The following is a 19,255-nucleotide window of genomic DNA, read 5'->3' on the forward strand; positions in this document are numbered from 1 at the left end:
ACCCAGAAGGAATTGACCGTATTGCCGTCCTTGTCCCCAGGTCCGTCGAGGTCACATGAACGTCCGCCGCACCCCCGTCCCCCTGGCCGCCGCCGCGCTCGTCGCCGTCGCGGCCCTCCTCACCGGCTGCTCGTCCGACGAGGACGAGCCCATGAGCTTCGACGGCCCGAGCGCCTCCGCCCCCGCGCCCGCCAAGGGTCACGACGGCAAGGCCTCGGGGACCCGGCTCCCCACCGGCCCCCGCGCCTCCTTCACCACCGAGAGCACCCTCGACGACGGCACCAAGATCGGCGTCACCACGCTGCGCGGAAAGAAGTCGGGATTCACCGGAAAGGTCTGGGTCTGGGCGCCGAAACAGTATTTCGACCCGAAGTACTCCCACAGCGGCTTTCCCGTACTCATCGCGCTGCCCGGCGGCCCCGGTTACCCCAATAACTACTGGATGGGCACGGACCTGAAGCTGGAGAGTTCCATCGCCAAGTGGTCGAAGGAGGGAAAGAGCCTGCCGTTCATCGTGGTGATGCCGGTGCTCAACCCGGACGACAAGTTCTATTACGACGGCAGTGACATACCGGGCCAGCCGAAAATGGGCACCTGGATGACCGAGGACGTACCGGATTTCGTCCGGGCGAATTTCCGCACCTTCACGTCCCGCGACGGATGGGGCTTCATGGGGTCGTCGTCGGGCGGCTTCGTGGGCCTGAAGTCCGTCCTGAAGCACCCGGAGAAGTTCAAGGCCGTCATCGCCTCCGGCCCGGACACCGTGCCCGACTCGCCGCTCTGGCGCGGACACGAGGCGCAGCGGCTCGCCAACGACCCGGGGCGCCTCGCCGAGCGCCTCATCCGGCGCGGGGGCCCCGAGGTCGACATCGCCTTCCAGGTCGGCACCGCGGAGTCCGGGCAGCCGAACCTGCGGGCGTTCATGGAGAAGTACGGCAAGGGACCGGTCAAGACCCGGCTCAACGTCATCCAGGGCGGCACGCACAGCGCCCGCTCCTACGTCCCCGCCATGGACGACGGGCCGATCCAGTGGATCAGCAAGAAGATGCGGGGCCCGGTCCCCAGCAGCTGAGGCCCGGACCCCGCGCGGCCGCCGCGGCTACGGCCGCAGCAGCTCCACCCGCACGTCCCCGGCGAAGCCCGTCGTCGGCCCCACCCGGCGCGCGAACTCCTCGACGCCCGCCAGCTGCGCGCCGCCGAAGCGGAAGTCGAGCGTCGTGAAGTACCGCTCCAGGACGCCCGCGTCGAAGGACTCCCAGCGCGAGGCCTGCTCCGCGACCTTCGTGACCTCTTCGAGGGACAGGTCACGGGAGGCCAGGAACGCCTTGTGCACCTCGCGGACCACCTCGGGCTCGCGGGCGAGGTAGTCGCGGCGCGCCGCCCACACCGCGAAGACGAACGGCAGGCCCGTCCAGTCCTTCCACATCTGCCCGAGGTCGTGGACCTCCAGGCCGAGCCTGGGGGCGTCGATCAGGTTCGCGCGCAGCGCCGCGTCCCCGATCAGGACGGCCGCGTCGGCCTCCCGCATCATCAGACCGAGGTCGGGCGGGCAGGTGTAGTAGTCGGGGCGCACGCCGTGGCGCTCGGCTAGCAGCAGCTGCGCCAGGCGCACGGAGGTGCGCGAGGTGGAGCCGAGCGCCACCCGCGCCCCGTCCAGGCGGTCGAGCGGCACCTGCGAGACGATCACGCACGACATGACCGGACCGTCGCAGCCCACGGCCAGGTCAGGGAAGGCCACCAGCTCGTCGGCGTTGCGCAGGAACTCGACCAGGGTGACCGGCGCGACGTCGAGCTCACCGCGCACGAGCTGCTCGCTGAGCTTCTCCGGGGTGTCCTTGGTGAGCTCGAAGTCGAGGAGGGTGCCGGTCCGCGCGAGGCCCCAGTACAGGGGCATGCAGTTCAGGAACTGGATGTGGCCGACGCGCGGCCGTGCGGTGCGGCGGGAGCTGGGAAGCGGGTCGGCTTCCGCCCCGCCCGAGGTGTCAGCGGGAGAATTGTCCACATCCGCGAGGCTAGCCCTCGTGCGATACGGTCCGAGCGCCGGGTCCCGGCGCGGCCCGCACGGGACCGCCTCCGGGGCCTACGTCAACCCGGCGCGAGGCATCATCAAACCTCTGAGTGACGTGATCTTGATCCCTATTGCTTCCGGGTGCCTGCGTGCTAAGCTCGGCGCAAGTTGCAGTTTGGTTTCCCTTGCAGTACAGAGCCTGCGGAGCATGTAACCCGCAGGCTCTCGTCGTTTTCAGACTTTTGCAGTTGTTTCAACAATCGCAGGTTCTGGAGCAGGGCAACCCTTTGGCCCAAGGAGGGCTTATGGCTACCGGAACCGTGAAGTGGTTCAACGCCGAAAAGGGCTTTGGTTTCATCGCCCAGGAAGGCGGCGGCCCCGACGTCTTCGTTCACTACTCCGCGATCAACGCCAGCGGTTTCCGTTCCCTCGAGGAGAACCAGGCCGTGACCTTCGACGTCACGCAGGGCCCGAAGGGTCCGCAGGCGGAGAACGTCACCCCCGCCTAAGGGGCGGCTTGCCTCCCATAAGGGCGGCTTGATCCGGACGGAAGCAGTACCCAAGGGGCCCCGCACCCTCGCTTCGGCGAGACCGCGGGGCCCCTGCCTTTTTCTGGCGGGGGCGCCCTGGGCGGGGTTCGTCGGCCTGCGGCCTCGTCCTCAAACGCCGGACGGGCTGGAAATCTCCGGTGCGGGCTGCGTCTCGTCTGCGGCCCGCAGCGGCACCATCCAGCCCGTCCGGCGTTTGAGGACGAGGCGCGGAGCGCCGACAAACGGGGGCGCGGGGGCGGAGCCCCCGGATCGGGAAGGGGCGGGCCTGGGGCGCACCCGCGAGGGCTAGAGCCGGGTGCGTTCGGGGGTCCAGCCCTCGCTGGGGACGCTGGCCAGGAGCAGGCGGGTGTAGGCGTGCTCCGGGGCCGCGAGGACCAGTGGCGTCGGCCCCCGCTCCACCACCACGCCCCGGCGCATCACCAGGACCTCGTCCGTGACGTGCCGCACCACCGCCAGGTCGTGGCTGACGAAGACCAGGGCCACGCCCGTCTCCTCCCGGATCTCCCGGAGGAGCAGGAGTATCTGCGCCTGGATCGACACGTCAAGGGCGGCGACGGCCTCGTCCAGGACCAGGACCCGCGGATCCACCGCCAGCGCCCGGGCGATCGCGAGACGCTGGCGCTGACCGCCCGAGAGGTCCCGGGGGCGCGCGTCCGCCTCGCGTGCGCCGAGGCCCACGCGGTCCAGGAGATCGCGGGCCGCCGCACCGCCCTTCTCGTCCTTGCCGTGCAGGCGCAGCGCCGTACGGAGGCACTGCGTGGCGGTGAGCCTCGGGTCCAGGGAGACGTACGGGTCCTGGAAGACCATCTGGATCTCCCGTGCCCTGGCCAGGCGGGCCCGGGAGGTGCGCGGAGTGCGGGGCGCGCGCGGGCGGCCCGCCACGGCGATCTCCCCCCGGTCCGGCGGGACGAGGCCCACCAGCATCCTGGCCACGGTCGTCTTGCCGGAGCCCGATTCGCCGACGATGCCGAGGGATCCGCCCTCGGGGACCGTGAAGCTCACGTCGTCCGCGGCCCGGTGGGTGCCGCCCCCGGGCAGGGGGTACGTCTTGCTCAGCCCGGTGGCCTGGAGCAGGGCGGTCGTGGTCACGGCTTCACCTCGGTCTCAAGAGTGCTGCCTGCGGCGAGGCAGGCGGACGCGCCCCCGTCCGGCAGGGGCACCGGCGCCGGGGTCCACGTCCCGCACTCCGGCAGCGCCTGATCGCACCGCTCCACGAACGCGCACCCCTCGAACACGTCCGAAAGGGACGGCGGGCGGCCCGGGATCGGGCGCAGGGGGACGTCCAGGGCGTCCAGGGTCGGGGAACAGGACAGCAGGCCGCGGGTGTAGGGGTGGGCGGGGGTCGCGAACAGGGACTTCGCCGTGCGCTCCTCCACCACGCGGCCCGCGTACATCACGTACACGCGGTCGCAGTACGCCGCCGCCAGGTGCAGGTCGTGGGTGATGAACAGCAGGCCGAGGCCGTGCTCGGCGCGCAGGGTGCGCAGGAGGGCGAGGATGTCGGCCTGCGTGGTGACGTCCAGGGCACTGGTGGCCTCGTCCGCCAGGAGCAGCCGCGGGCGGGCGGCGAGGGCGCCCGCGATGACGACGCGCTGGAGCATGCCCCCGGACAGCTCGTGCGGACGCTGGCGCGCGCGGCGCCCGGGGTCGGGCAGGCCGACGGAGGCGAGGAGTTCGACGGCCTCGGCGCGGGTGGCGCCCCGCTCGGTGAGGAAGTCGCCGACGCGGCGCACCGGGTTGAGGGCCGCGCGCGGGTCCTGGTGGACCAGGGCGACCGACCCGGCGCGGTGGGCGCGCAGGGGCTCGCCGGTCAGGGTGAGGATCTCGGTGCCGTCGAAGCGCACGGAACCGGAGACCGCCGCCCCGTCCGGCAGCAGGCCGAGCGCCGTCCGCGCGGTCGTCGACTTGCCCGAGCCCGACTCGCCGACCAGGGCCACCACCTCGCCCTCGGCGACCCGCAGGGACACGGAGTCGAGGAGCGGGCGGGCGGCGCCCGGCACGGTCACGGTCACGTCGTCGATGTCGAGCAGCATCACTGCCTCCCCAGGCGGTCGGCGGCCCAGACGCCGACGACGTTGAAACAGACCACGACCAGGGCGATCGCGGTGCCGGGCACCAGGGCGGGGAGCATCGCGCCCTGGACGATCGCCGCCTGCCCCTCCTGCACCATCAGGCCCCAGTCCGAGGACGGCGGTTGGGCACCGAAGCCCAGGTAGGAGAGCGTCGCCAGGGACATCAGGGCCTCGCCGAAGAGGACCACGAGATAGCCGAGGACGGACCGGCCCAGGTTCGGTATGAGGTAGCAGGCGCAGATGCGGGCGCCGCCCATGCCCTGCACGCGGTACGCGTCGACGTACGGCTTGCGGGCCTCGGACAGGGCGAGGGAGCGGGTGTACTTGGCGATGGTGGGGGTGAAGGCCAGGCCGAGGGCGAGGACGGACGTCGTCGTGCCGGTGCCGAAGACGGCGATGATCAGCACGGTGAACAGCAGGCCGGGGAAGGCGTACATCACGTCCGTGAGGCGGGAGACGAGCGTGTCGACCCAGCCGCCGCACCAGGCCGCGAGCACCCCGAGCGTGACGCCGAGCACCCCGGCGACGGCGAGCAGCAGGAGCGGCGCGACCAGGCTGGTCCGCGCGCCGTACAGGGCGCGGGAGAGCAGGTCCTGGCCGGAGGAGTCGGTGCCCAGGAGGTGCTCGCGGCCGGTGCCCACCAGGGAGGAGGACAGGTCGATGGCGTCCGGGGCGTAGGGCGCGAGGAGGGGCGCGAGGACGGCCGCGAGGACGACGAGGCCGAGCAGCGCGCCCGCGGCCATGACGCCGACGGGGCGCCGTCCCCCGGCCGCCTTCACGGCGTTCGTACCGCTCAGGGTGAGGGTCATGAGCGCACCTCCTTCACGCGCGGGTCGAGCAGCGGGTGGACGGCGTCCACGGCCGTGGTGACGACGATGTAGCCGGTGACCATCAGGAGCAGGACGGCCTGGGCCACGGGGAAGTCGTGGGTGTTGATGGCGCCGACGAGCAGGGAGCCGATGCCGCTGAGGCCGAAGGCGGTCTCGACGACGACGGTGCCGGCGAGCATGCCCGCCATGACGAGGCCGCACATGGTGACGATGGGCCCCAGCGCGTTGCGCAGCACGTGGCGGCGGACTATCTCGCGCTCGGGCACGCCGGACGCGCGGGCCGCCGCCACGTGGTCGGAGGCCGCCGCGTCCGCCATCGCCTGCCGGGTCACGCGGCTGACCAGGGCGAGCGCGCCGAGCGCCAGCGACAGGGCGGGCAGCGTGAGGTGGTGCACGGTGCCGAGGAAGCCGGAGCCGCTGCCGGTCACCGGGAACCAGCCGAGCCGCACCCCGAAGAACGACACCAGGGCGATCGCCGCGACGAACGACGGCACCGAGGCGGCGAGCGTGGTGATCCCGACCACCGCGGAGTCCACCCAGGTGGACCGCTTCACGGCGGCGAGGACCCCGGCGCCCACGCCGAGGACCACGAACAGGACGGTGGCGTACAGGACGAGTTGGAGCGTCGTCGGGAAGCGGGCCGCCACCAGGTCGGACACCTGGTCGCTGTACTTGAAGGACCGGCCGAGGTCGAGGTGCAGGCAGTCCCACAGCCAGCGGCCGTACTGGGCGGCCAGCGGCTCGTCCAGGTGGTACTCGGCGCGCACCTGGGCCAGGCGCTCGGGGGTCAGCTTGTCGCGGCCGCCCGCGAGGAAGACGGCGGGGTCGCCGGGCGCGGCGTACACGGCGGCGAAGATGACGAAGGACGCGGCGAGGAGCGTGGCGAGCACGCCCGCGAGGCGCCGGACGAGGCGGACGGCGATGCCCTTTCCCATTCCCATGGCGGCCTAGCCTTTCCGCGCGCCCAGCAGGGCGGCCCACGGGTAGTAGAGGTACGACTGGGAGGCGGGCGGTCCGGTCAGCCGGTCGCTGAGGACGAGGGCCGTCGGCACCTGGGCGAGGGGGATCCACACGGCGGCGTCCACGAACCGCCGCTGGGCCTCGGTCGTGAGCCGGGCCCGCTCGGTGTCGTCGAGCGTGGCGAGGGCCTTGCGCACGAGGCGGTCGTACGCCGCGTCCTTGAAGCCGACCCAATTGTTGGAGGAGTCGGACAGGCCGTTGTCGTAGAAGCCCATGGGGTCGGCCTTGGAGATGTACCAGTCGCCGACGAGGACGTCGATGTCGGCGCGGGCCTGGGGGTCGCTGTAGAACTCCTCGAACTGCGCGGGCGGCACGGTCTTGATCTGCGCCCGCACCCCGATCCGCTGGAGCGCGGCACGGGTGGCGTTGGCGACGACGGTGCGGCCCTGGCTGCTGTCGGTGCCGATGACGACGGGGTCGCCGGGGGCGCCGGCCTCCTTGACCAGCTTCTTGGCCTCGGCGAGGTCGGCGGCGGTCGGGGTCGCGGGGGCGGTGGCGCCCAGCTTCTTCTGGGCGGCGGCGAACAGGGGCCGCTCATAGCCCCAGGCCCCGGCGCCGACGGGGGCGGCCCAGGGCTGCACCAGGCCGCCGTAACCGGAGTTGGCGATGCCCTTGCGGTCCAGGGAGAGGGACAGGGCGCGGCGGATCGCGGGGTCCTTGAGGCCGCCGCGCGCGGTGGGGATGAGGACGAGCGAGGCGGTGGAGGGGCCGTAGTACTGCCGGAGGCTCTTCGTGCGGCGCAGTGCCGCGGCCGTGTTCGGCGACTCGGCGTAGGTGCCGTCGGCGGCGCCCGTCCGCAGGGCGTTGACCAGTGCGCTGTCGGAGGCCCAGCGGAAGACGACGCGGCGGGTCAGGGGCTTCTTGCCCCAGTAGTCCGCGTACGCCTCGATGGTGAGCGAGTCGCCGGACTTCCACTCCTTGAGGCGGTACGGGCCCGAGCAGGCGTCCTCCTGGCCGGGGGTGCCGAACTCCTTGCCCGCGTCGGTGACCCGGCGGGGGTTCCACACGATGCCCGCGTCGCCGGCGAGGGCCTTGGTGAACAGGGCGTCGGGCTCCTTGAAGCGGATCGTCAGCTCGCGGGGTCCTGTCCTGCGCATCGAGGCCACGTTGCCGAACTCGTCCGACTGCTCCATGTCCTTCGCGGCGTGCCGCTTGAGGCTCCACAGCACGTCGGCGGCGGTGAGCTTCGAGCCGTCGTGGAAGGTGACGCCGTCGCGGACGGTCAGGACGAGCGTGCGGTCGTCCGGCGTGCGGGCCTTCTCGGCGAGGAACGGCTTGACGCTCATGTCGGGCTGGAGCTGGTAGAGCCGCTCGCAGATGTTGGTGAGGACCACGCGTCCGGCGCTGCCGCCCTGGCGGTCCAGGTCGAGCGAGTCGGGCTCGTCCTCCAGGAGCCAGTCGGCCTTCTCCAGGCGGCCCTGCGCGGGCGGGGTGGTGGCGCGCAGGGTCAGCTTCGCGGCGTCCGCGGGGGCGCCGCCGAGGGCGTTGGTGTCGGCTCCCGCGCAGCCCGCGGCGAGCAGGGACGCCGCGACGAGCCCGGCGGCGGCGCGCGCCGCACGGCGCGGCACGGCCGCGGCCCTGCCCGGTGGTTCCGTCGGTCGGTGCGTCATCTGGCGTCTCCGAACGGGCCGTCGTACAGGTTCCAGGGAAGGTGCTGGTAGTCGCGGTCGCAGGGGGTGCCCGCCGTGACGCGGTAGTCGCCGGTGGTCAGGTCCACGCAGGAGGAGACGAGGGTGGCCCACTGCCTCAGCTCGGCGCGGCGCGGGTCGGGGTGGGTGCACAGGGACTCGGGGTGGCCCAGGTGGTCGGACATCGCCTGCTTGATGATCTTGAGTGATTCGTCGGGCCCGGTGGCGCCGCGCAGGGCGGCCAGGCCCTCCTCCGCGCGCGGGACGCGGACCAGGGAGTCCGGGGACAGGGGGCGGTAGCCGGGGGCCAGGGCCGCGGGGACCCCCGCCTGGTAGTGGTTGCCGTGCACGAGCAGGCCGTCCTTCGGATACATCCAGCCGTGCCCCGCGGGGGTCGTCTCCAGGTCGATGGCGAAGCCCTCGCGGCAGGTGAGCAGCGCGTTCGACGCGATGTGGGCGCGGGTGCGGCAGAGCACGTCCACGGCGTCGGTGACGGCGTGCTGGTCGAGCACGCTGCGGCGCACCACGGTCTGCGGCAGGCCCACCGCGTCGCTGAAGCGCCCGCCGAGGCCGTTCGCGTTCAGGGCGATGCCCGCCGAATTGGCCCCCTGGCGGCCGATCTGGCCCGCCTCGACCTGCATGATCAGGGTGGGCTTCGGGGGCTGCACGATGCGCAGCATCACGACGGTGTCGGCCACGCCCGCGCGCCAGTCCCAGTTCTGTCCCGCGTACACATGGCCGTCGCCGCTGGCCGGGCCGTACGCCGCGAAGGAGGTGCAGCCGTCGGAGGCCGCTTCGGCGTCCGCGCCCTCCGCCCGCTCGCCCTCCACCGGCTCGCCCGTCACGGGCTCGCCCGCCACCGGCCCGTCCGCCGCCATCCGCTTGAAGGATCTGTCGTAGATCACCTCACCGCGCGCGTTCAGCGCGAGGACGTCGAGCAGGTCCACTCCCGCGCCGTCCGCGATGCCGGCCATCTCCTCCTCCAGGTACGGCGCGTACTCCCGGACGGGCTTGAGCCAGCGGGCGGCCCGGGCGGTCACCTGCTCCCAGGTCAGGCCCGCCGACTGGCCGAACGCGGCCGCGTAGTACCCGAGTGCCGCGTGCAGTTGGGGGCGGACGGCCTCGCCGTACTGACGGCCGCGCTCGGTCGGCGTGCCGGAGATCTCGACCACGGGAAGGACCCGGGCGGATCGGTCGGAGGTGGTGCGCGGCGCCATTCTTCTCCTGTAACGTCGATTACGAAAAGCTCGATGCTTGGAACGTACCATCCAGCATGTAACGTCCATCACACGGGAGTCAAGACCTGTAATGAAGATTTCAGAGCCGCCGGAGGGCGGAGCGGTGGACGGGTCCGGCGGAACGACGGACGAGACAGGCAGGGCAGGCGGCGCAGGCGCAGCAGCCGGAGCCGCCAGGCCCGGCACGCCGGGCGCGACCGGCGGGGCGGCGGACGCACCGGACGACGCGGACGACGCCGGCGGTGCCGCGCGGCTGCGCGCCGCCGTGCGCGGCCATTGGGAGACCCTGTCCGCATCCGAGCGCGCCGTCGCCCAGTACCTGGCGAGCGTGCCCGCCGAGTCCCTGCTCTTCGCCTCCGCGCAGGAGCTGGGCACGGCCAGCGGGACCAGCAACGCCACGGTCGTGCGCGCCCTGCAGCGCCTCGGATACGCGGGCCTGCCCGCGCTCAAGCGCGACCTCGCCACGGACTTCACGGCGGCGGTCGCGCCCGAGGTGCGGCTCGCCAAGCGCATCGCGCACGTCGGCCGGGACCTCGGCGGCATCTGGGACGAGGTCTTCGACGAGGCTCAGGAGCGCATCGAGCACGCCCGCCGCCTGACCCCCGACGACGCGCTGCGCACGGCCGTCGGCGTCCTCGCCGACGCGGGCGAGATCCACGCGTACGGAGTCGCCGCGTCCGAGCTGGCCGCGCGGCACCTGGCCCTCACCCTCGGCCGCGTGGGGCGGCGCGCGCGCTATGTGGGAGCGACCGGGTTCGCCCTCGCCGACCACCTGCTCGCGCTGCGCCAGGGCGACGCGGTGGTGATCTTCCAGCCGGGGCGGGACCTGGCGGAGCTCTCCGTGTTCATCGAGCGGGCGCGGGCCGTCGGGGCGCGGGTCCTGCTGGTGACGGACGAGCTCGCCGAGCGGTACGGGGGCCGCGTGGACGCGGTGCTCACCGCGCCGCACACTCCCACGGGGATCACCACCGAGGCGCTGACCGCGCTCGTCGTGGCGGACGTGCTGCTGCTCGCGCTGGCCACGCTCGACGAGGCCCGGGCCGTGGACACGTCACACCAGCTGACGGCACTGCGCGAGCAGCTGCTGGCCCCCAGACCGCGCAAGGCGTAGCCCTCCTCGGGGAGTCCCTGACCCAGGGCCCCACCCTTCTACACGTGCTGCATGACCAGCACGAACGTCGTCCCCGGCAGCAACGCCTCGTACGCGTGCGGCACATCGCCCCGGTACGACATGTAGTCCCCGGGGAACAGCTCCACCGGCTCGTCGCGCGGCCCCGCGAGGAGGTGGCCGGTGGAGACGATCAGATGCTCCACGGTGCCGGGGTTGTGCGGGTCGGACTCGCGCGCCGGGCCGGGCTCCATCGCGCCGTGGTAGATGTCGCGGCGGATGCCGGACGGTCCCCGGGAGAGCAGCGTGCCCGCGTACGAGGAGCGCTCCGCGTGCATGACCGGGCCCTCGCCCGCGCGGATCACGGTGACGGCCGGAGCGGGCGACTCCATCAGCGCGCTGAACGGCACTCCGAGCGCCACGGCGAGCGCCCAGACCGTCTCGATGCCCGGATTTCCGGTCGCCGCCTCCAGCTGGGACAGCGTGGACTTGGCGATTCCGGCGCGCTTGGCCAGCTCGGAGAGGGAGAGTCCGGCGCGCGCCCGCTCCCGGCGCAGCGCCTCGGCGACCCATTCACGCGGGGCGCGGGGGGCGCGAGGAGCACCAGAGCCGCCAGGGCCCCCAGCGGCCCCAGGGACCTGCGCGCCGCTTCCGGCACCTTCGCTGTTCTGGTCCGTCCTCACCCTTACGACTCCCGACCGTTCGGCATACCAGTCCAATCGTTCGCCTTGACGAACATGATCCCCCTGAACCATCCTACGACGCATGCGTTCGACACACCGAACGGATGACCCGACAGAACGAACACCCGGGTTCGTCCGCTTCTCCGACCTGCCCTCCGACGTGCTCCGCGGCATCGCCCTCGTCCTGCTCGCCGACCTCGTCGTCGGGGTGTCCTTCGGCGCGATCGCCGTGGCGGGCGGCCTGCCGGTGTGGCTGCCGGTCACCATGTCGCTGCTCGTGTACGCGGGCTCCGCCCAGTTCAGCGCGGTCGCCGTGCTCACGTCGGGCGGCGGCGCCGCGGCCGCCGCCGCGACCGGCCTGCTGCTCAACACCCGCACCGCGGCCTTCAGCCTGGCCGTGGCCGACAGCATGGGCCGCTCCTGGGCCGCGCGGCTCGTGGGCGCGCACCTGGTCACCGACGAGACGGCGGCGTTCGTCCTGGCCCAGCCCGACCCGCGGCGGCGCAGGGCCGCGTTCTGGATATCCGGGATCGGCCTGTTCATCGCCTGGAACGTGAGCGTGCTCGCGGGCGCCCTCGCCGGCTCCGCGCTCGGCGACACCGCGCGGTTCGGGCTCGACGCCGCGTTCCCCGCCGTGCTCGTGGCCCTCGTCCTGCCCGTCCTGCGGGACGCCGACGGCGGCGCGCGCCGGGCGGCCGCCGTCGGCGCCGTGCTCGCGGTGGCGGCGACACCGGTCCTGCCCGCGGGCCTGCCGGTGCTGCTCGCGCTCCTCGGCCTGCTCGCGACGGGCCGCCGTCCCGCCGGAGGCGCCGCATGAACGCCCAGCTCGTCTGCGTCCTGGCCCTGGCCGCCGGGACCTACGTCTTCCGGCTCGCCGGACCGCTGCTCCAGGGCCGGGTGGAACTGCCCGTACGCATGCAGGAGTTGCTGACCGTCGGGGCCACCGTGATCCTCGTGGCGCTCCTGGCGACCGGCGCCTTCACCGAGGGGCACGACTTCGCGGGCTGGTCGCGCCCGGCGGGAGTGCTCGTGGGGGCGGCGCTCGCCTGGCGCCGCGCGCCGTTCGTGATGGTGGTCCTGGGCGCGGCGGGCGCCACGGCGCTGCTACGCCTCGTCGGGCTTTCGTAGGCCACCGTGCAGCGCCCGCAACGCCTCGCCGGGCTTCCGCGACCCGGCGTACAGCGCCCGCCCCGCCTCGCCGCCCTGCCGTAGGCCGCCGTACAACGCCCGCTACGCCTCTCCACCCTGTCGCAACCCGCCGTACAGCGCCTCCACCACCGACCCGTACCGCTCGGCCACCGCCTGCCGCCGCACCTTCAGGCTCGGTGTCAGAAGCCCGGAATCGATCGTGAAGTCCTCGTCCAGGACGGCGAATCCGCGGATCCGGGCCGGGCGCGAGAGGCTCGCGTTCGCCTCGTCGACGGCCTCCTTGACGAGGGCGCGGACCGTCGGATCGGCCGACAGCGGCTCGGTGAGGGTGACTCCCGCGCGCCCCGCCCACCCCGTGACCTCCTGCGCGTCGAGCGTGATCAGCGCGACGGGGTAGGGCCGCCGGTCGCCGACAAGGACCGTGCGCGAGACGAACCGCGATGCCTGCACGGCGAGTTCGACGAGTGACGGCGTCAGGTTCTTGCCGCCCGAGGTGATGATGAGGTCCTTCTTGCGCCCGGTGATGGTCAGATAGCCGTCCTCGTCGAACGCGCCCAGGTCACCGGTGTGCAGCCAGCCGTCGGCGTCGAGCGCCGCCCGGGTCGCGGCCGGGTCGCCGTGGTAGCCGGGGAACACGTTGGCCCCGCGCGCGAGGACCTCGCCGTCGTCCGCGATCCGCACCTCGCAGCCCTCGATGGGCCGCCCCACCGTGCCGTACTTGACCGCGCCGGGGTGGTTGAGACTGATGAGGCCCCCGGACTCCGTCATCCCGTACCCCTCGAAGACCTGGATGCCGCAGGCCCGCAGGAAGTCCAGGACATGCGGGGCGATCGGCGCGCCGCCGGTGAGGGCCCACCGCAGCCGCCCCCCGAGCGCCTGCCGGACCCGGCCGAACAGCGCCTCGTCCGCGGCCTGGTGCGCCTCCCTGAGCTCCGGCGGCAGCGCCCCGTCCGCCGCGAGGACGCCCACGCGCACCGCCTCCGCGAAGCGCTCGCGCCCGCCCTCCTGGGACTCGGCGAGCGAGAGCACCGTCGCGTACACCTTCTCGAACAGGCGCGGCACCGACGGCAGATGCGTCGGCCGGGCCTCGGCCAGCTCGGCGACGACGTCCTCGATCCGGCCGCCGAAGTACACGATGGTGCCGCCGTCGATGAGCGTCGTGAACTCGATGAGCTGCGCGAGCAGGTGCGCGAGCGGCAGATAGAGGTACGTCGCGTCGCCGGGACCGCCCTCGATGAGCGGCAGCGACGCGTCCTGCACGGCCCCGAGGTTGCCGTGGGTGAGCACACAGCCCTTGGGCGGTCCCGTGGTGCCGGAGGTGTAGATGATGGTCGCGGGGTCCGCGGGCCCGCGGCCGCCCGCCCGGTCGAGCAGCACCTCGTCCGTGACCCCGGCGGCGTCCGCGTACGCCTGCGGGTCGGTCATCGCCACGAGGTGACGGAGGCCCGGCAGCTCGGCGCGCAGCCGCTCCACGTCGGCGACGCGCGCCGCGTCCTCGCACAGCACCACCGAGGCGCCGGAGTCCCCCAGCACCCAGACCGTCTCGTCCGCGCCCGCCGTCGGATAGACGGGCACGACGACCGCGCCCGCCGCGAGCGCGCCGAGGTGCGCGTACGTCCACTCGGCGCGGGTCTCGGCGAGCACCGCGACGCGGTCGCCGGGCGCCACGCCCATGCCGACGAGCGCCCGGCCCACCCGCCGCGCCTCGTCGCGCAGGGCCCGGTAGGACACCTCCCGCCATCCCCCGGCGCGTTTGAACCGCAGCGCGGGCAGCTCGCCGTGGCGGTCCGCCGCCCACTCCGCGAGCACGGACAGGGTCGGGGGCCGGTGCGTCAGCCGTTCCGTCGTGCGCACGCGTTCCGTCATGCGCACGACGCTAAGGACGCGGACCGACCGGACGGCATGACGCGAAACGTCACCACGGCTGACCCCCGCGCTCACCACCGCGCGCCCCCGCGGTGAATCAGCCAACCCCGCGCACGCCCGCGAGCGCTCCCTTCTTGAGCAGGTGCCCGGCGACTAACGTCATGGTCATGGCCAGGCGGACGATCACCGTGCACCACGTGCGGGCCGTGTTGCGCGGCGCCGAGCGGCGCGGCATCGACACCGTGCCGCTGCTCCAGAGCGCACAGATCCCGCCCCTGCTGCTCGGCGACGACCGCGCCCGGATCACGGCGCCCCAGTTCGCCCGGCTCTTCCGGGAGTTGTACCGCTCGACGCAGGACGAGTTCCTCGGCCTCGGCTCCTCGCCCAGCAGGCCCGGCACCTTCGCGATGATGTGCTACGCCGCGCTCGGCTGCCGCGACCTGGGCGCGGCCATGGAGCGCGGGGTCACCTTCTACGGGCTCTTCCCCGGCGGCCCCGACCTCGTGCTCACCCGCACCCGGGACGCCGCCGTCTTCACCGTGCGCAACGACCTGGAGCAGGACTTCTTCCTCGCCGAGTGCCTCGTCATCATCTGGCACCGGCTGTGCAGCTGGCTGATCGGCCGCCGCATCCCGCTGCGCTGGGCCGACTTCGGGCATCCGCCGCCCCCGCACAAGGACGAGTACGAGCTGCTCTTCGGCTGCCCCGTGCGCTTCGGCGCCGAGCACACCGGCGCCGGGCTCGCCCCGCACTGGCTGAACGCGCCGCTGGTGCGCGACGAGGACGCGCTCTCCGCGATGCTGCGCCGCGCCCCCTTCGACCTGCTCTCGCGGCGCGAGTACGGCACCACGGTCGCCGAGCAGGTGCGCCTGACCCTCGCCACCGCGCTGCGCGCCTCGCCGCGCCTGCCCTCGCTCGGCGAGATCGCGGCGCGCCTCGCGCTCAGCCCGTCGACGCTGCGCCGCCGCCTCGCCCAGGAGTCCACGTCGTACCAGGAGCTGAAGGACGCGGTGCGCAGGGACGCGGCGATCGCGGGCCTGGCGGAGGGCCGGGAGCCGATCGCGGACCTCGCGGCGCGGCTCGGCTTCTCGGAGGACACGGCGTTCCACCGGGCGTTCCGGCGGTGGACGGGGACGACGCCGGGGGCGTACCGGTACGCGTACCGCGATGGTCCCGGCGGTCAACGAAGCTGAGCGTTCCCGTCAGCCCCGTCCTTACTCGCGAGTCACTACGGTCGTCGGCGTCTGGGCGACCAACGACCCAGCCCCCCACGCACAGTTGGGAGACCCGCATGCACGTACGTACGTCCCTCAGATGGCTGGCGGTGACGGCGGCGGCGGGCCTGGCGGCCGCGACGCTCGCCACCACCCCCGCGCACGCGGACGACGCGAACACCCCTGGTGGCACGGAGACTTCGGACGGCGCACCGGGAGCCGCGAGCGCCCCCGGTGACATCGTCACAACCGAGCCCAGCGCCTTCCACCCCCTGCCCGGCCAGCCCACGCACACCAAGGCCTGGAAGATCCACTACCGCTCGACGACGGCGAAGGGCGAGCCGAACACCGTCTCCGGCACGGTCATCGTGCCGCAGGACGGGCGCACGGGCCCGCGCCCGCTGATCACGTACGCCGTCGGCACGGTCGGCGTCGGCGACCACTGCGCGCCGAGCGCGGGCTTCCCCCGGGGCACCACCCTCGAAGCCAACCTCATCCAGCAGCTCACCCTGCGCGGCTGGGCCGTCGCCGTCACCGACTACGAGGGCCTCGGCACGCCCGGCGACCACACGTACACGGTCGGCCGCGCGGCGGGGCACGCCGTCCTCGACGCGGCCCGCGCCGCGATCCGGCTGCCCGGGGCGGGTCTCTCCAAGGACTCGCCGGTGGGCATCATGGGCTACTCGCAGGGCGGCCAGGCCACCTCCTGGGCGGCGGAGCTGCACGGCTCGTACGCCCCCGAACTGAAGGTGAAGGGCACGGCGACCGGCGGCGTGCCCGGCGACCTGCTGAAGGTGGCCGCCTTCAACGACGGCTCGTACGGCGCGGGCCTGATCTTCATGGCGGCGATCGGCCAGAACGCCGCGTTCCCCGAGCTGGACCTGGAGACGTACCTCAACCCGCTGGGCACCTCCCTCATCGGCAAGCTGCGGGACAGCTGCGTGGCCGACGGCTCGGTGCTCGGCGCCTTCAAGAAGATCAGCGACGTGACGACCAGGAACCCCCTGGAGCAGCCCGACTGGCGCCAGCGCCTGCGCGAGTCCCAGGTCGGCACCCGCGCCCCCGACGCACCCGTGTACCTCTACCACGCGCTCGCCGACGAACTGATCCCGTACGGCACCGGCAAGCAGGTCCGCGCGGACTGGTGCGCGAAGGGCGCGCAGGTCGAGTGGCACACGATCCCGCTCGGCGAACACGTCAGCGGCGTCATCACCCAGTCCCCCCTGGCCACCCAGTGGCTGGCCGACCGCTTCGCCGGCAAACCGGCCCGGAGCAACTGCTGACCCCCACCCGCACCACGCGCCGCCCGGGCCGGGACCCCGCCCGCGCGGCGCCCCCGTGACGTCGCCCCGGAAGTCAGGACCTGCCGTCCGGGAAGTGCCGTCCGGGGGCCGCGTGTCCGGGGTCGCCGGGCGCGTGCCGCGCCGTGCCGGGACGGCCCGGCTCCGGGAACTCCCGCACGCGCAGCCGCCGCACCGGCGCCCCCTCGGTGTCCGGGTGCCCCGTGCCGCGAGTGGGGCCGAGGTCTTCGCCGTAGGCAAGGCCGCGCGGGGTGCCCGACGGGCTCTCCGGGCGCGCGGGATCCTCGCCGTACGCGGTGCCGAACGGGGCCCGCTCCGGGTAGGCGCGGTCAGCGCCGGACCGGGCCCCTGCGGGTGCCTCCTGTCCGGAGCACGCGCACGCCGTGTTCCCCGCGCCGGGCTCCCGGCCCCGCTCCTGCCAGCCCGCGCGGAACCAGGCCGCGCGGTCCCTCTCGACCTCCTCCTCGGTGACGACGCGCACGCGCTCCGCGCCGACCTCGCGCACCTTGTCACCGAGTTCGGCGAGGAGCTCGACCACGAGCCGCTGGCCCGCGTCCCGCGCACCGTGCGCCGACCCCTCCGGCCCGTCCCCCGCGTTGACCATCTCCATATCCCTCCTCAACGCCCCGAAGGCATCTGGCCGTTACCCACCGCCGCCGCCCTCCGGCAGGAACTGCCTCACCACCCTCACGAACAACTCCTGTAGTTCCACAGGGACTTCCATTCTCCGTGCGGCCTCCTCCGGACTCATCCGGTAATCCGCCGCCCCTCCGTCCGACCGCTGGTTTCCGGACAGCGGAAGATCCTCCTCCGTGAGCCGCCCCGACCGGATGAGCATGTCCCGCAGCGGCACGTCGAGCACCGCGGCCAGGCGCCGCATCGTCTCCAGGTCAGGCATGCTCTGCCGCTGCAACAGCCTGCTGACGCCCGCCCGGTGCACCCCGGCGTCGTCCGCGAGTTTGGACTTGCCGCCGCCGCGCGGACTGTCGATGTCGTAGCCCCGGCGGCGCATCAGGTCCTCGATCCAGCCGGCGAACTCGTCAAGCCCGTCGGTACGGTCCCTCCCGGCGTCCCCGTCGACGTCCTGGCCCCTGCGTGCGGTAGCCCCCGAACTCGGACGCATGTGATCGCTCTCCCCTCGTCGCGAGGTGGGCAGCGTATCGAGCGTGCGCGCACCGCCGTGTGTGCGTGCACGCACGCATTCGTGGAGATTCCGTCAACCCACGCACTGCACATGCGAGTTCGACCATCGACGCACCCTTCCCGCCAGACCCATGACAGCTTGCGTGCGCACACGCACCATGCGACGCTGAGAGCTCGTTCGTCACGCTCGAACGAATGTTCCCACATCTTGGGAGGGCTTACACGTGCCTGCTTCAACGATGTCGCCACAACCCGCCCCGACCAGCCCGGACTTCATCCGACCCGGCACCGGGGGCGAGCACCTCGACTGGCGCAGGTCGGCCGCCTGCGCCGATCTTCCACAACACTCCGTGTTCACCAGAATCCCCTCCGAAGCCGCCGCGGTATTGCGAGCCTGCAACCAGTGCCCCATCCGTAAGGAGTGCGAAGCCGTGGTCGACCCCGCGCACACCTGGTTCGACGGCGTCAGCGGGGGCCGGTTATGGCGCAACGGCCGGGAGGTGGCGGCATGAGCGCCGCGACCGCGCCCTCGCTCCTGGACAGCGACGGCCCCGCCGTGTGGCTGGGCGCCCTCGCGCGGCGCTTCCCCGACCTGCTCGCCGAGCTGACCCCGAGCACGTCCCGCACCCTGCGCGAGCGCCCCGGGCCGACCCGCGTCGGCGGCACGGCCGCGCCCGTCCGCCTGTACGTCTCGGACGCGATCCGCGACATCACCGACGGCGTGGTGGAGTTGGAGGATGCGGTCCGTGACCGGCTCGGCCTGCGCCGGGTGGCGCCCGCGCCCGTACCCGTACGTCTGCGGCGCGTCGCCGGGCTGCTGGGCCGTGTGGCGGACCACCCCGACCTGGCCGCGCACATCGCGGACGAGGCCCGCCGCATGACGTACCGCTGCGCGCGGGCGCTCGGCGACCCCGAGCAGCTGCTGCGCGTCGCGGGGCGCTGCCCCGCCTGCGACTCGGTGTCCTTGCGGGCGTTTCCGGAGCGGGCGGTGGTGATGTGCGTGAACCCCGTGTGCCGCCATGTCCTCGAGGGCGCGGAGGCCGGTACCGGATGAGTGCGGCACGGGGTGACGGCGGCCCCCTCATCACCGGAGAGCTGGCCGCGGCCGAAGTGAGCGTGTCGGCCGCGACCATCCGCAAGTGGGTGCAGCTCGGGCACCTCGCGGCGGCGGGGCGCCAGGGACGGCGGCATCTGTACCGCCTGGAGGACGTGTTCGCGGCGGAGCGGACGGCACGACGGCGGGCCGGATAGCGACAGCGGGCCGGATAGCGACGGCGGGCCGGATAGCGGCGGAGAAGACAGGGCGGGCCTCACTGCGAGGCCCGCCCTTTCCGCGTCCGAAGCACCGCGCACGAGCCCCGCCGACCCGCGCACGAGCCGCACCCCGCTGGGCGACCGATCCACAACGTCCCAGCTCAGGTACGTGAGTTGCGACCCGGAGCCC

21 protein-coding genes are annotated in these 19,255 nt (G+C 73.4%); 10 read left to right on the plus strand and 11 right to left on the minus strand.

Annotated features, from left to right (window positions below; genetic code table 11):
- Nucleotides 1–55 precede the first annotated feature (55 nt).
- Nucleotides 56–1,072, plus strand: a complete 1,017-nt coding sequence (locus tag IG74_RS0118950) for an alpha/beta hydrolase (RefSeq protein ID WP_051855018.1) — start codon at nt 56–58, stop codon at nt 1,070–1,072.
- A gap of 27 nt (nt 1,073–1,099) precedes the next feature.
- On the opposite strand, the gene IG74_RS0118955 is transcribed toward IG74_RS0118950, so the two are convergent.
- Nucleotides 1,100–1,912, minus strand: coding sequence for a menaquinone biosynthetic enzyme MqnA/MqnD family protein (locus tag IG74_RS0118955; protein ID WP_267885573.1), 813 nt, complete (start codon nt 1,910–1,912; stop codon nt 1,100–1,102).
- A 401-nt stretch (nt 1,913–2,313) separates the two neighbouring features.
- Here IG74_RS0118955 and IG74_RS0118960 point away from each other — a divergent pair, with 401 nt between their 5' ends.
- The gene (locus IG74_RS0118960) at nt 2,314–2,517 is read left to right on the plus strand and encodes a cold-shock protein (protein WP_016645643.1); all 204 of its coding nucleotides are present in this window, start codon (nt 2,314–2,316) and stop codon (nt 2,515–2,517) included.
- 327 nt (nt 2,518–2,844) lie between these two features.
- Here IG74_RS0118960 and IG74_RS0118965 read toward each other — a convergent pair whose 3' ends face one another.
- Genes IG74_RS0118965 through IG74_RS0118990 form a run of 6 tightly spaced genes read right to left on the minus strand, consistent with a single transcriptional unit; the run spans nt 2,845 to nt 9,326 of the window.
- On the minus strand, nt 2,845–3,648 hold the full coding sequence (locus IG74_RS0118965; protein WP_030678186.1) for an ABC transporter ATP-binding protein: 804 nt from the start codon (nt 3,646–3,648) through the stop codon (nt 2,845–2,847).
- Complete coding sequence (locus IG74_RS0118970) at nt 3,645–4,592, minus strand: ABC transporter ATP-binding protein (RefSeq protein ID WP_030678190.1); 948 nt, start codon at nt 4,590–4,592, stop codon at nt 3,645–3,647. The genes IG74_RS0118965 and IG74_RS0118970 overlap by 4 nt, the downstream gene beginning before the upstream one ends.
- Nucleotides 4,592–5,440 (minus strand): ABC transporter permease, encoded by an 849-nt coding sequence (locus tag IG74_RS0118975; protein ID WP_030678195.1) that lies wholly within the window; start codon nt 5,438–5,440, stop codon nt 4,592–4,594. Before IG74_RS0118975 ends, IG74_RS0118970 begins: the two co-directional genes overlap by 1 nt.
- Nucleotides 5,437–6,402 (minus strand): ABC transporter permease, encoded by a 966-nt coding sequence (locus IG74_RS0118980; protein ID WP_420709914.1) that lies wholly within the window; start codon nt 6,400–6,402, stop codon nt 5,437–5,439. The genes IG74_RS0118975 and IG74_RS0118980 overlap by 4 nt, the downstream gene beginning before the upstream one ends.
- Before the next feature lie 6 nt (nt 6,403–6,408).
- Nucleotides 6,409–8,091: an ABC transporter substrate-binding protein gene (locus IG74_RS0118985; protein WP_030678201.1), complete on the minus strand. Its 1,683-nt coding sequence runs from the start codon at nt 8,089–8,091 to the stop codon at nt 6,409–6,411.
- Entirely contained in the window at nt 8,088–9,326 is a 1,239-nt protein-coding gene (locus IG74_RS0118990) for a C45 family autoproteolytic acyltransferase/hydolase (protein WP_030678204.1), read from the minus strand. Before IG74_RS0118990 ends, IG74_RS0118985 begins: the two co-directional genes overlap by 4 nt.
- 91 nt (nt 9,327–9,417) lie before the next feature.
- On the opposite strand from IG74_RS0118990, the gene IG74_RS0118995 reads away from it, so the two are divergent.
- Nucleotides 9,418–10,458 (plus strand): MurR/RpiR family transcriptional regulator, encoded by a 1,041-nt coding sequence (locus tag IG74_RS0118995; RefSeq protein ID WP_078868876.1) that lies wholly within the window; start codon nt 9,418–9,420, stop codon nt 10,456–10,458.
- A gap of 38 nt (nt 10,459–10,496) precedes the next feature.
- Here the strand turns inward: IG74_RS0118995 and IG74_RS0119000 are convergent, their stop codons facing one another.
- Nucleotides 10,497–11,012, minus strand: a complete 516-nt coding sequence (locus IG74_RS0119000) for a helix-turn-helix domain-containing protein (RefSeq protein ID WP_037825722.1) — start codon at nt 11,010–11,012, stop codon at nt 10,497–10,499.
- 208 nt (nt 11,013–11,220) lie between these two features.
- On the opposite strand from IG74_RS0119000, the gene IG74_RS0119005 reads away from it, so the two are divergent.
- Both IG74_RS0119005 and IG74_RS0119010 read left to right on the plus strand, forming a co-directional pair.
- Entirely contained in the window at nt 11,221–11,955 is a 735-nt protein-coding gene (locus tag IG74_RS0119005) for an AzlC family ABC transporter permease (protein ID WP_030678213.1), read from the plus strand.
- Nucleotides 11,952–12,266 (plus strand): AzlD domain-containing protein, encoded by a 315-nt coding sequence (locus tag IG74_RS0119010; RefSeq protein ID WP_030678215.1) that lies wholly within the window; start codon nt 11,952–11,954, stop codon nt 12,264–12,266. The genes IG74_RS0119005 and IG74_RS0119010 overlap by 4 nt, the downstream gene beginning before the upstream one ends.
- Before the next feature lie 102 nt (nt 12,267–12,368).
- On the opposite strand, the gene IG74_RS0119015 is transcribed toward IG74_RS0119010, so the two are convergent.
- Nucleotides 12,369–14,153: an AMP-dependent synthetase/ligase gene (locus IG74_RS0119015; protein ID WP_051855019.1), complete on the minus strand. Its 1,785-nt coding sequence runs from the start codon at nt 14,151–14,153 to the stop codon at nt 12,369–12,371.
- A 167-nt stretch (nt 14,154–14,320) separates the two neighbouring features.
- On the opposite strand from IG74_RS0119015, the gene IG74_RS0119020 reads away from it, so the two are divergent.
- Both IG74_RS0119020 and IG74_RS0119025 read left to right on the plus strand, forming a co-directional pair.
- The gene (locus tag IG74_RS0119020; RefSeq protein ID WP_037825724.1) at nt 14,321–15,346 is read left to right on the plus strand and encodes an AraC family transcriptional regulator; all 1,026 of its coding nucleotides are present in this window, start codon (nt 14,321–14,323) and stop codon (nt 15,344–15,346) included.
- A gap of 98 nt (nt 15,347–15,444) precedes the next feature.
- Nucleotides 15,445–16,650: a lipase family protein gene (locus tag IG74_RS0119025; protein ID WP_030678222.1), complete on the plus strand. Its 1,206-nt coding sequence runs from the start codon at nt 15,445–15,447 to the stop codon at nt 16,648–16,650.
- A gap of 73 nt (nt 16,651–16,723) precedes the next feature.
- Here the strand turns inward: IG74_RS0119025 and IG74_RS0119030 are convergent, their stop codons facing one another.
- Nucleotides 16,724–17,278, minus strand: coding sequence for a hypothetical protein (locus IG74_RS0119030; protein ID WP_030678223.1), 555 nt, complete (start codon nt 17,276–17,278; stop codon nt 16,724–16,726).
- A gap of 33 nt (nt 17,279–17,311) precedes the next feature.
- Nucleotides 17,312–17,680: a helix-turn-helix domain-containing protein gene (locus tag IG74_RS0119035; RefSeq protein ID WP_051855025.1), complete on the minus strand. Its 369-nt coding sequence runs from the start codon at nt 17,678–17,680 to the stop codon at nt 17,312–17,314.
- Nucleotides 17,681–18,050: 370 nt separating this feature from the next.
- On the opposite strand from IG74_RS0119035, the gene IG74_RS49495 reads away from it, so the two are divergent.
- From IG74_RS49495 to IG74_RS0119045, 3 genes are read left to right on the plus strand one after another with little or no spacing between them, the layout of a single operon-like run.
- Complete coding sequence (locus tag IG74_RS49495; RefSeq protein WP_107058971.1) at nt 18,051–18,323, plus strand: WhiB family transcriptional regulator; 273 nt, start codon at nt 18,051–18,053, stop codon at nt 18,321–18,323.
- Complete coding sequence (locus tag IG74_RS0119040; protein WP_078868879.1) at nt 18,320–18,865, plus strand: hypothetical protein; 546 nt, start codon at nt 18,320–18,322, stop codon at nt 18,863–18,865. The genes IG74_RS49495 and IG74_RS0119040 overlap by 4 nt, the downstream gene beginning before the upstream one ends.
- Complete coding sequence (locus IG74_RS0119045; RefSeq protein WP_030678231.1) at nt 18,862–19,062, plus strand: helix-turn-helix domain-containing protein; 201 nt, start codon at nt 18,862–18,864, stop codon at nt 19,060–19,062. Before IG74_RS0119040 ends, IG74_RS0119045 begins: the two co-directional genes overlap by 4 nt.
- Nucleotides 19,063–19,255: the final 193 nt, after the last annotated feature.

The sequence above is a fragment of the Streptomyces sp. NRRL B-1347 genome (assembly GCF_000720325.1).
Lineage (GTDB): Bacteria > Actinomycetota > Actinomycetes > Streptomycetales > Streptomycetaceae > Streptomyces.

What these genes read in the sequence shown, in the direction of transcription:
- IG74_RS0118950 (WP_051855018.1), top strand. Translation starts at nt 56, where the DNA reads ATGAACGTCCGCCGCACCCCCGTCCCCCTGGCCGCCGCCGCGCTCGTC.
- IG74_RS0118960 (WP_016645643.1), top strand. Translation starts at nt 2,314, where the DNA reads ATGGCTACCGGAACCGTGAAGTGGTTCAACGCCGAAAAGGGCTTTGGT.
- IG74_RS0118970 (WP_030678190.1), bottom strand. Translation starts at nt 4,592, where the DNA reads ATGCTGCTCGACATCGACGACGTGACCGTGACCGTGCCGGGCGCCGCC.
- IG74_RS0118975 (WP_030678195.1), bottom strand. Translation starts at nt 5,440, where the DNA reads ATGACCCTCACCCTGAGCGGTACGAACGCCGTGAAGGCGGCCGGGGGA.
- IG74_RS0118980 (WP_420709914.1), bottom strand. Translation starts at nt 6,402, where the DNA reads ATGGGAATGGGAAAGGGCATCGCCGTCCGCCTCGTCCGGCGCCTCGCG.
- IG74_RS0118985 (WP_030678201.1), bottom strand. Translation starts at nt 8,091, where the DNA reads ATGACGCACCGACCGACGGAACCACCGGGCAGGGCCGCGGCCGTGCCG.
- IG74_RS0118990 (WP_030678204.1), bottom strand. Translation starts at nt 9,326, where the DNA reads ATGGCGCCGCGCACCACCTCCGACCGATCCGCCCGGGTCCTTCCCGTG.
- IG74_RS0118995 (WP_078868876.1), top strand. Translation starts at nt 9,418, where the DNA reads ATGAAGATTTCAGAGCCGCCGGAGGGCGGAGCGGTGGACGGGTCCGGC.
- IG74_RS0119005 (WP_030678213.1), top strand. Translation starts at nt 11,221, where the DNA reads ATGCGTTCGACACACCGAACGGATGACCCGACAGAACGAACACCCGGG.
- IG74_RS0119010 (WP_030678215.1), top strand. Translation starts at nt 11,952, where the DNA reads ATGAACGCCCAGCTCGTCTGCGTCCTGGCCCTGGCCGCCGGGACCTAC.
- IG74_RS0119015 (WP_051855019.1), bottom strand. Translation starts at nt 14,153, where the DNA reads ATGACGGAACGCGTGCGCACGACGGAACGGCTGACGCACCGGCCCCCG.
- IG74_RS0119020 (WP_037825724.1), top strand. Translation starts at nt 14,321, where the DNA reads ATGGCCAGGCGGACGATCACCGTGCACCACGTGCGGGCCGTGTTGCGC.
- IG74_RS0119025 (WP_030678222.1), top strand. Translation starts at nt 15,445, where the DNA reads ATGCACGTACGTACGTCCCTCAGATGGCTGGCGGTGACGGCGGCGGCG.
- IG74_RS0119030 (WP_030678223.1), bottom strand. Translation starts at nt 17,278, where the DNA reads ATGGAGATGGTCAACGCGGGGGACGGGCCGGAGGGGTCGGCGCACGGT.
- IG74_RS0119035 (WP_051855025.1), bottom strand. Translation starts at nt 17,680, where the DNA reads ATGCGCCGCCGGGGCTACGACATCGACAGTCCGCGCGGCGGCGGCAAG.
- IG74_RS49495 (WP_107058971.1), top strand. Translation starts at nt 18,051, where the DNA reads ATGTCGCCACAACCCGCCCCGACCAGCCCGGACTTCATCCGACCCGGC.
- IG74_RS0119040 (WP_078868879.1), top strand. Translation starts at nt 18,320, where the DNA reads ATGAGCGCCGCGACCGCGCCCTCGCTCCTGGACAGCGACGGCCCCGCC.
- IG74_RS0119045 (WP_030678231.1), top strand. Translation starts at nt 18,862, where the DNA reads ATGAGTGCGGCACGGGGTGACGGCGGCCCCCTCATCACCGGAGAGCTG.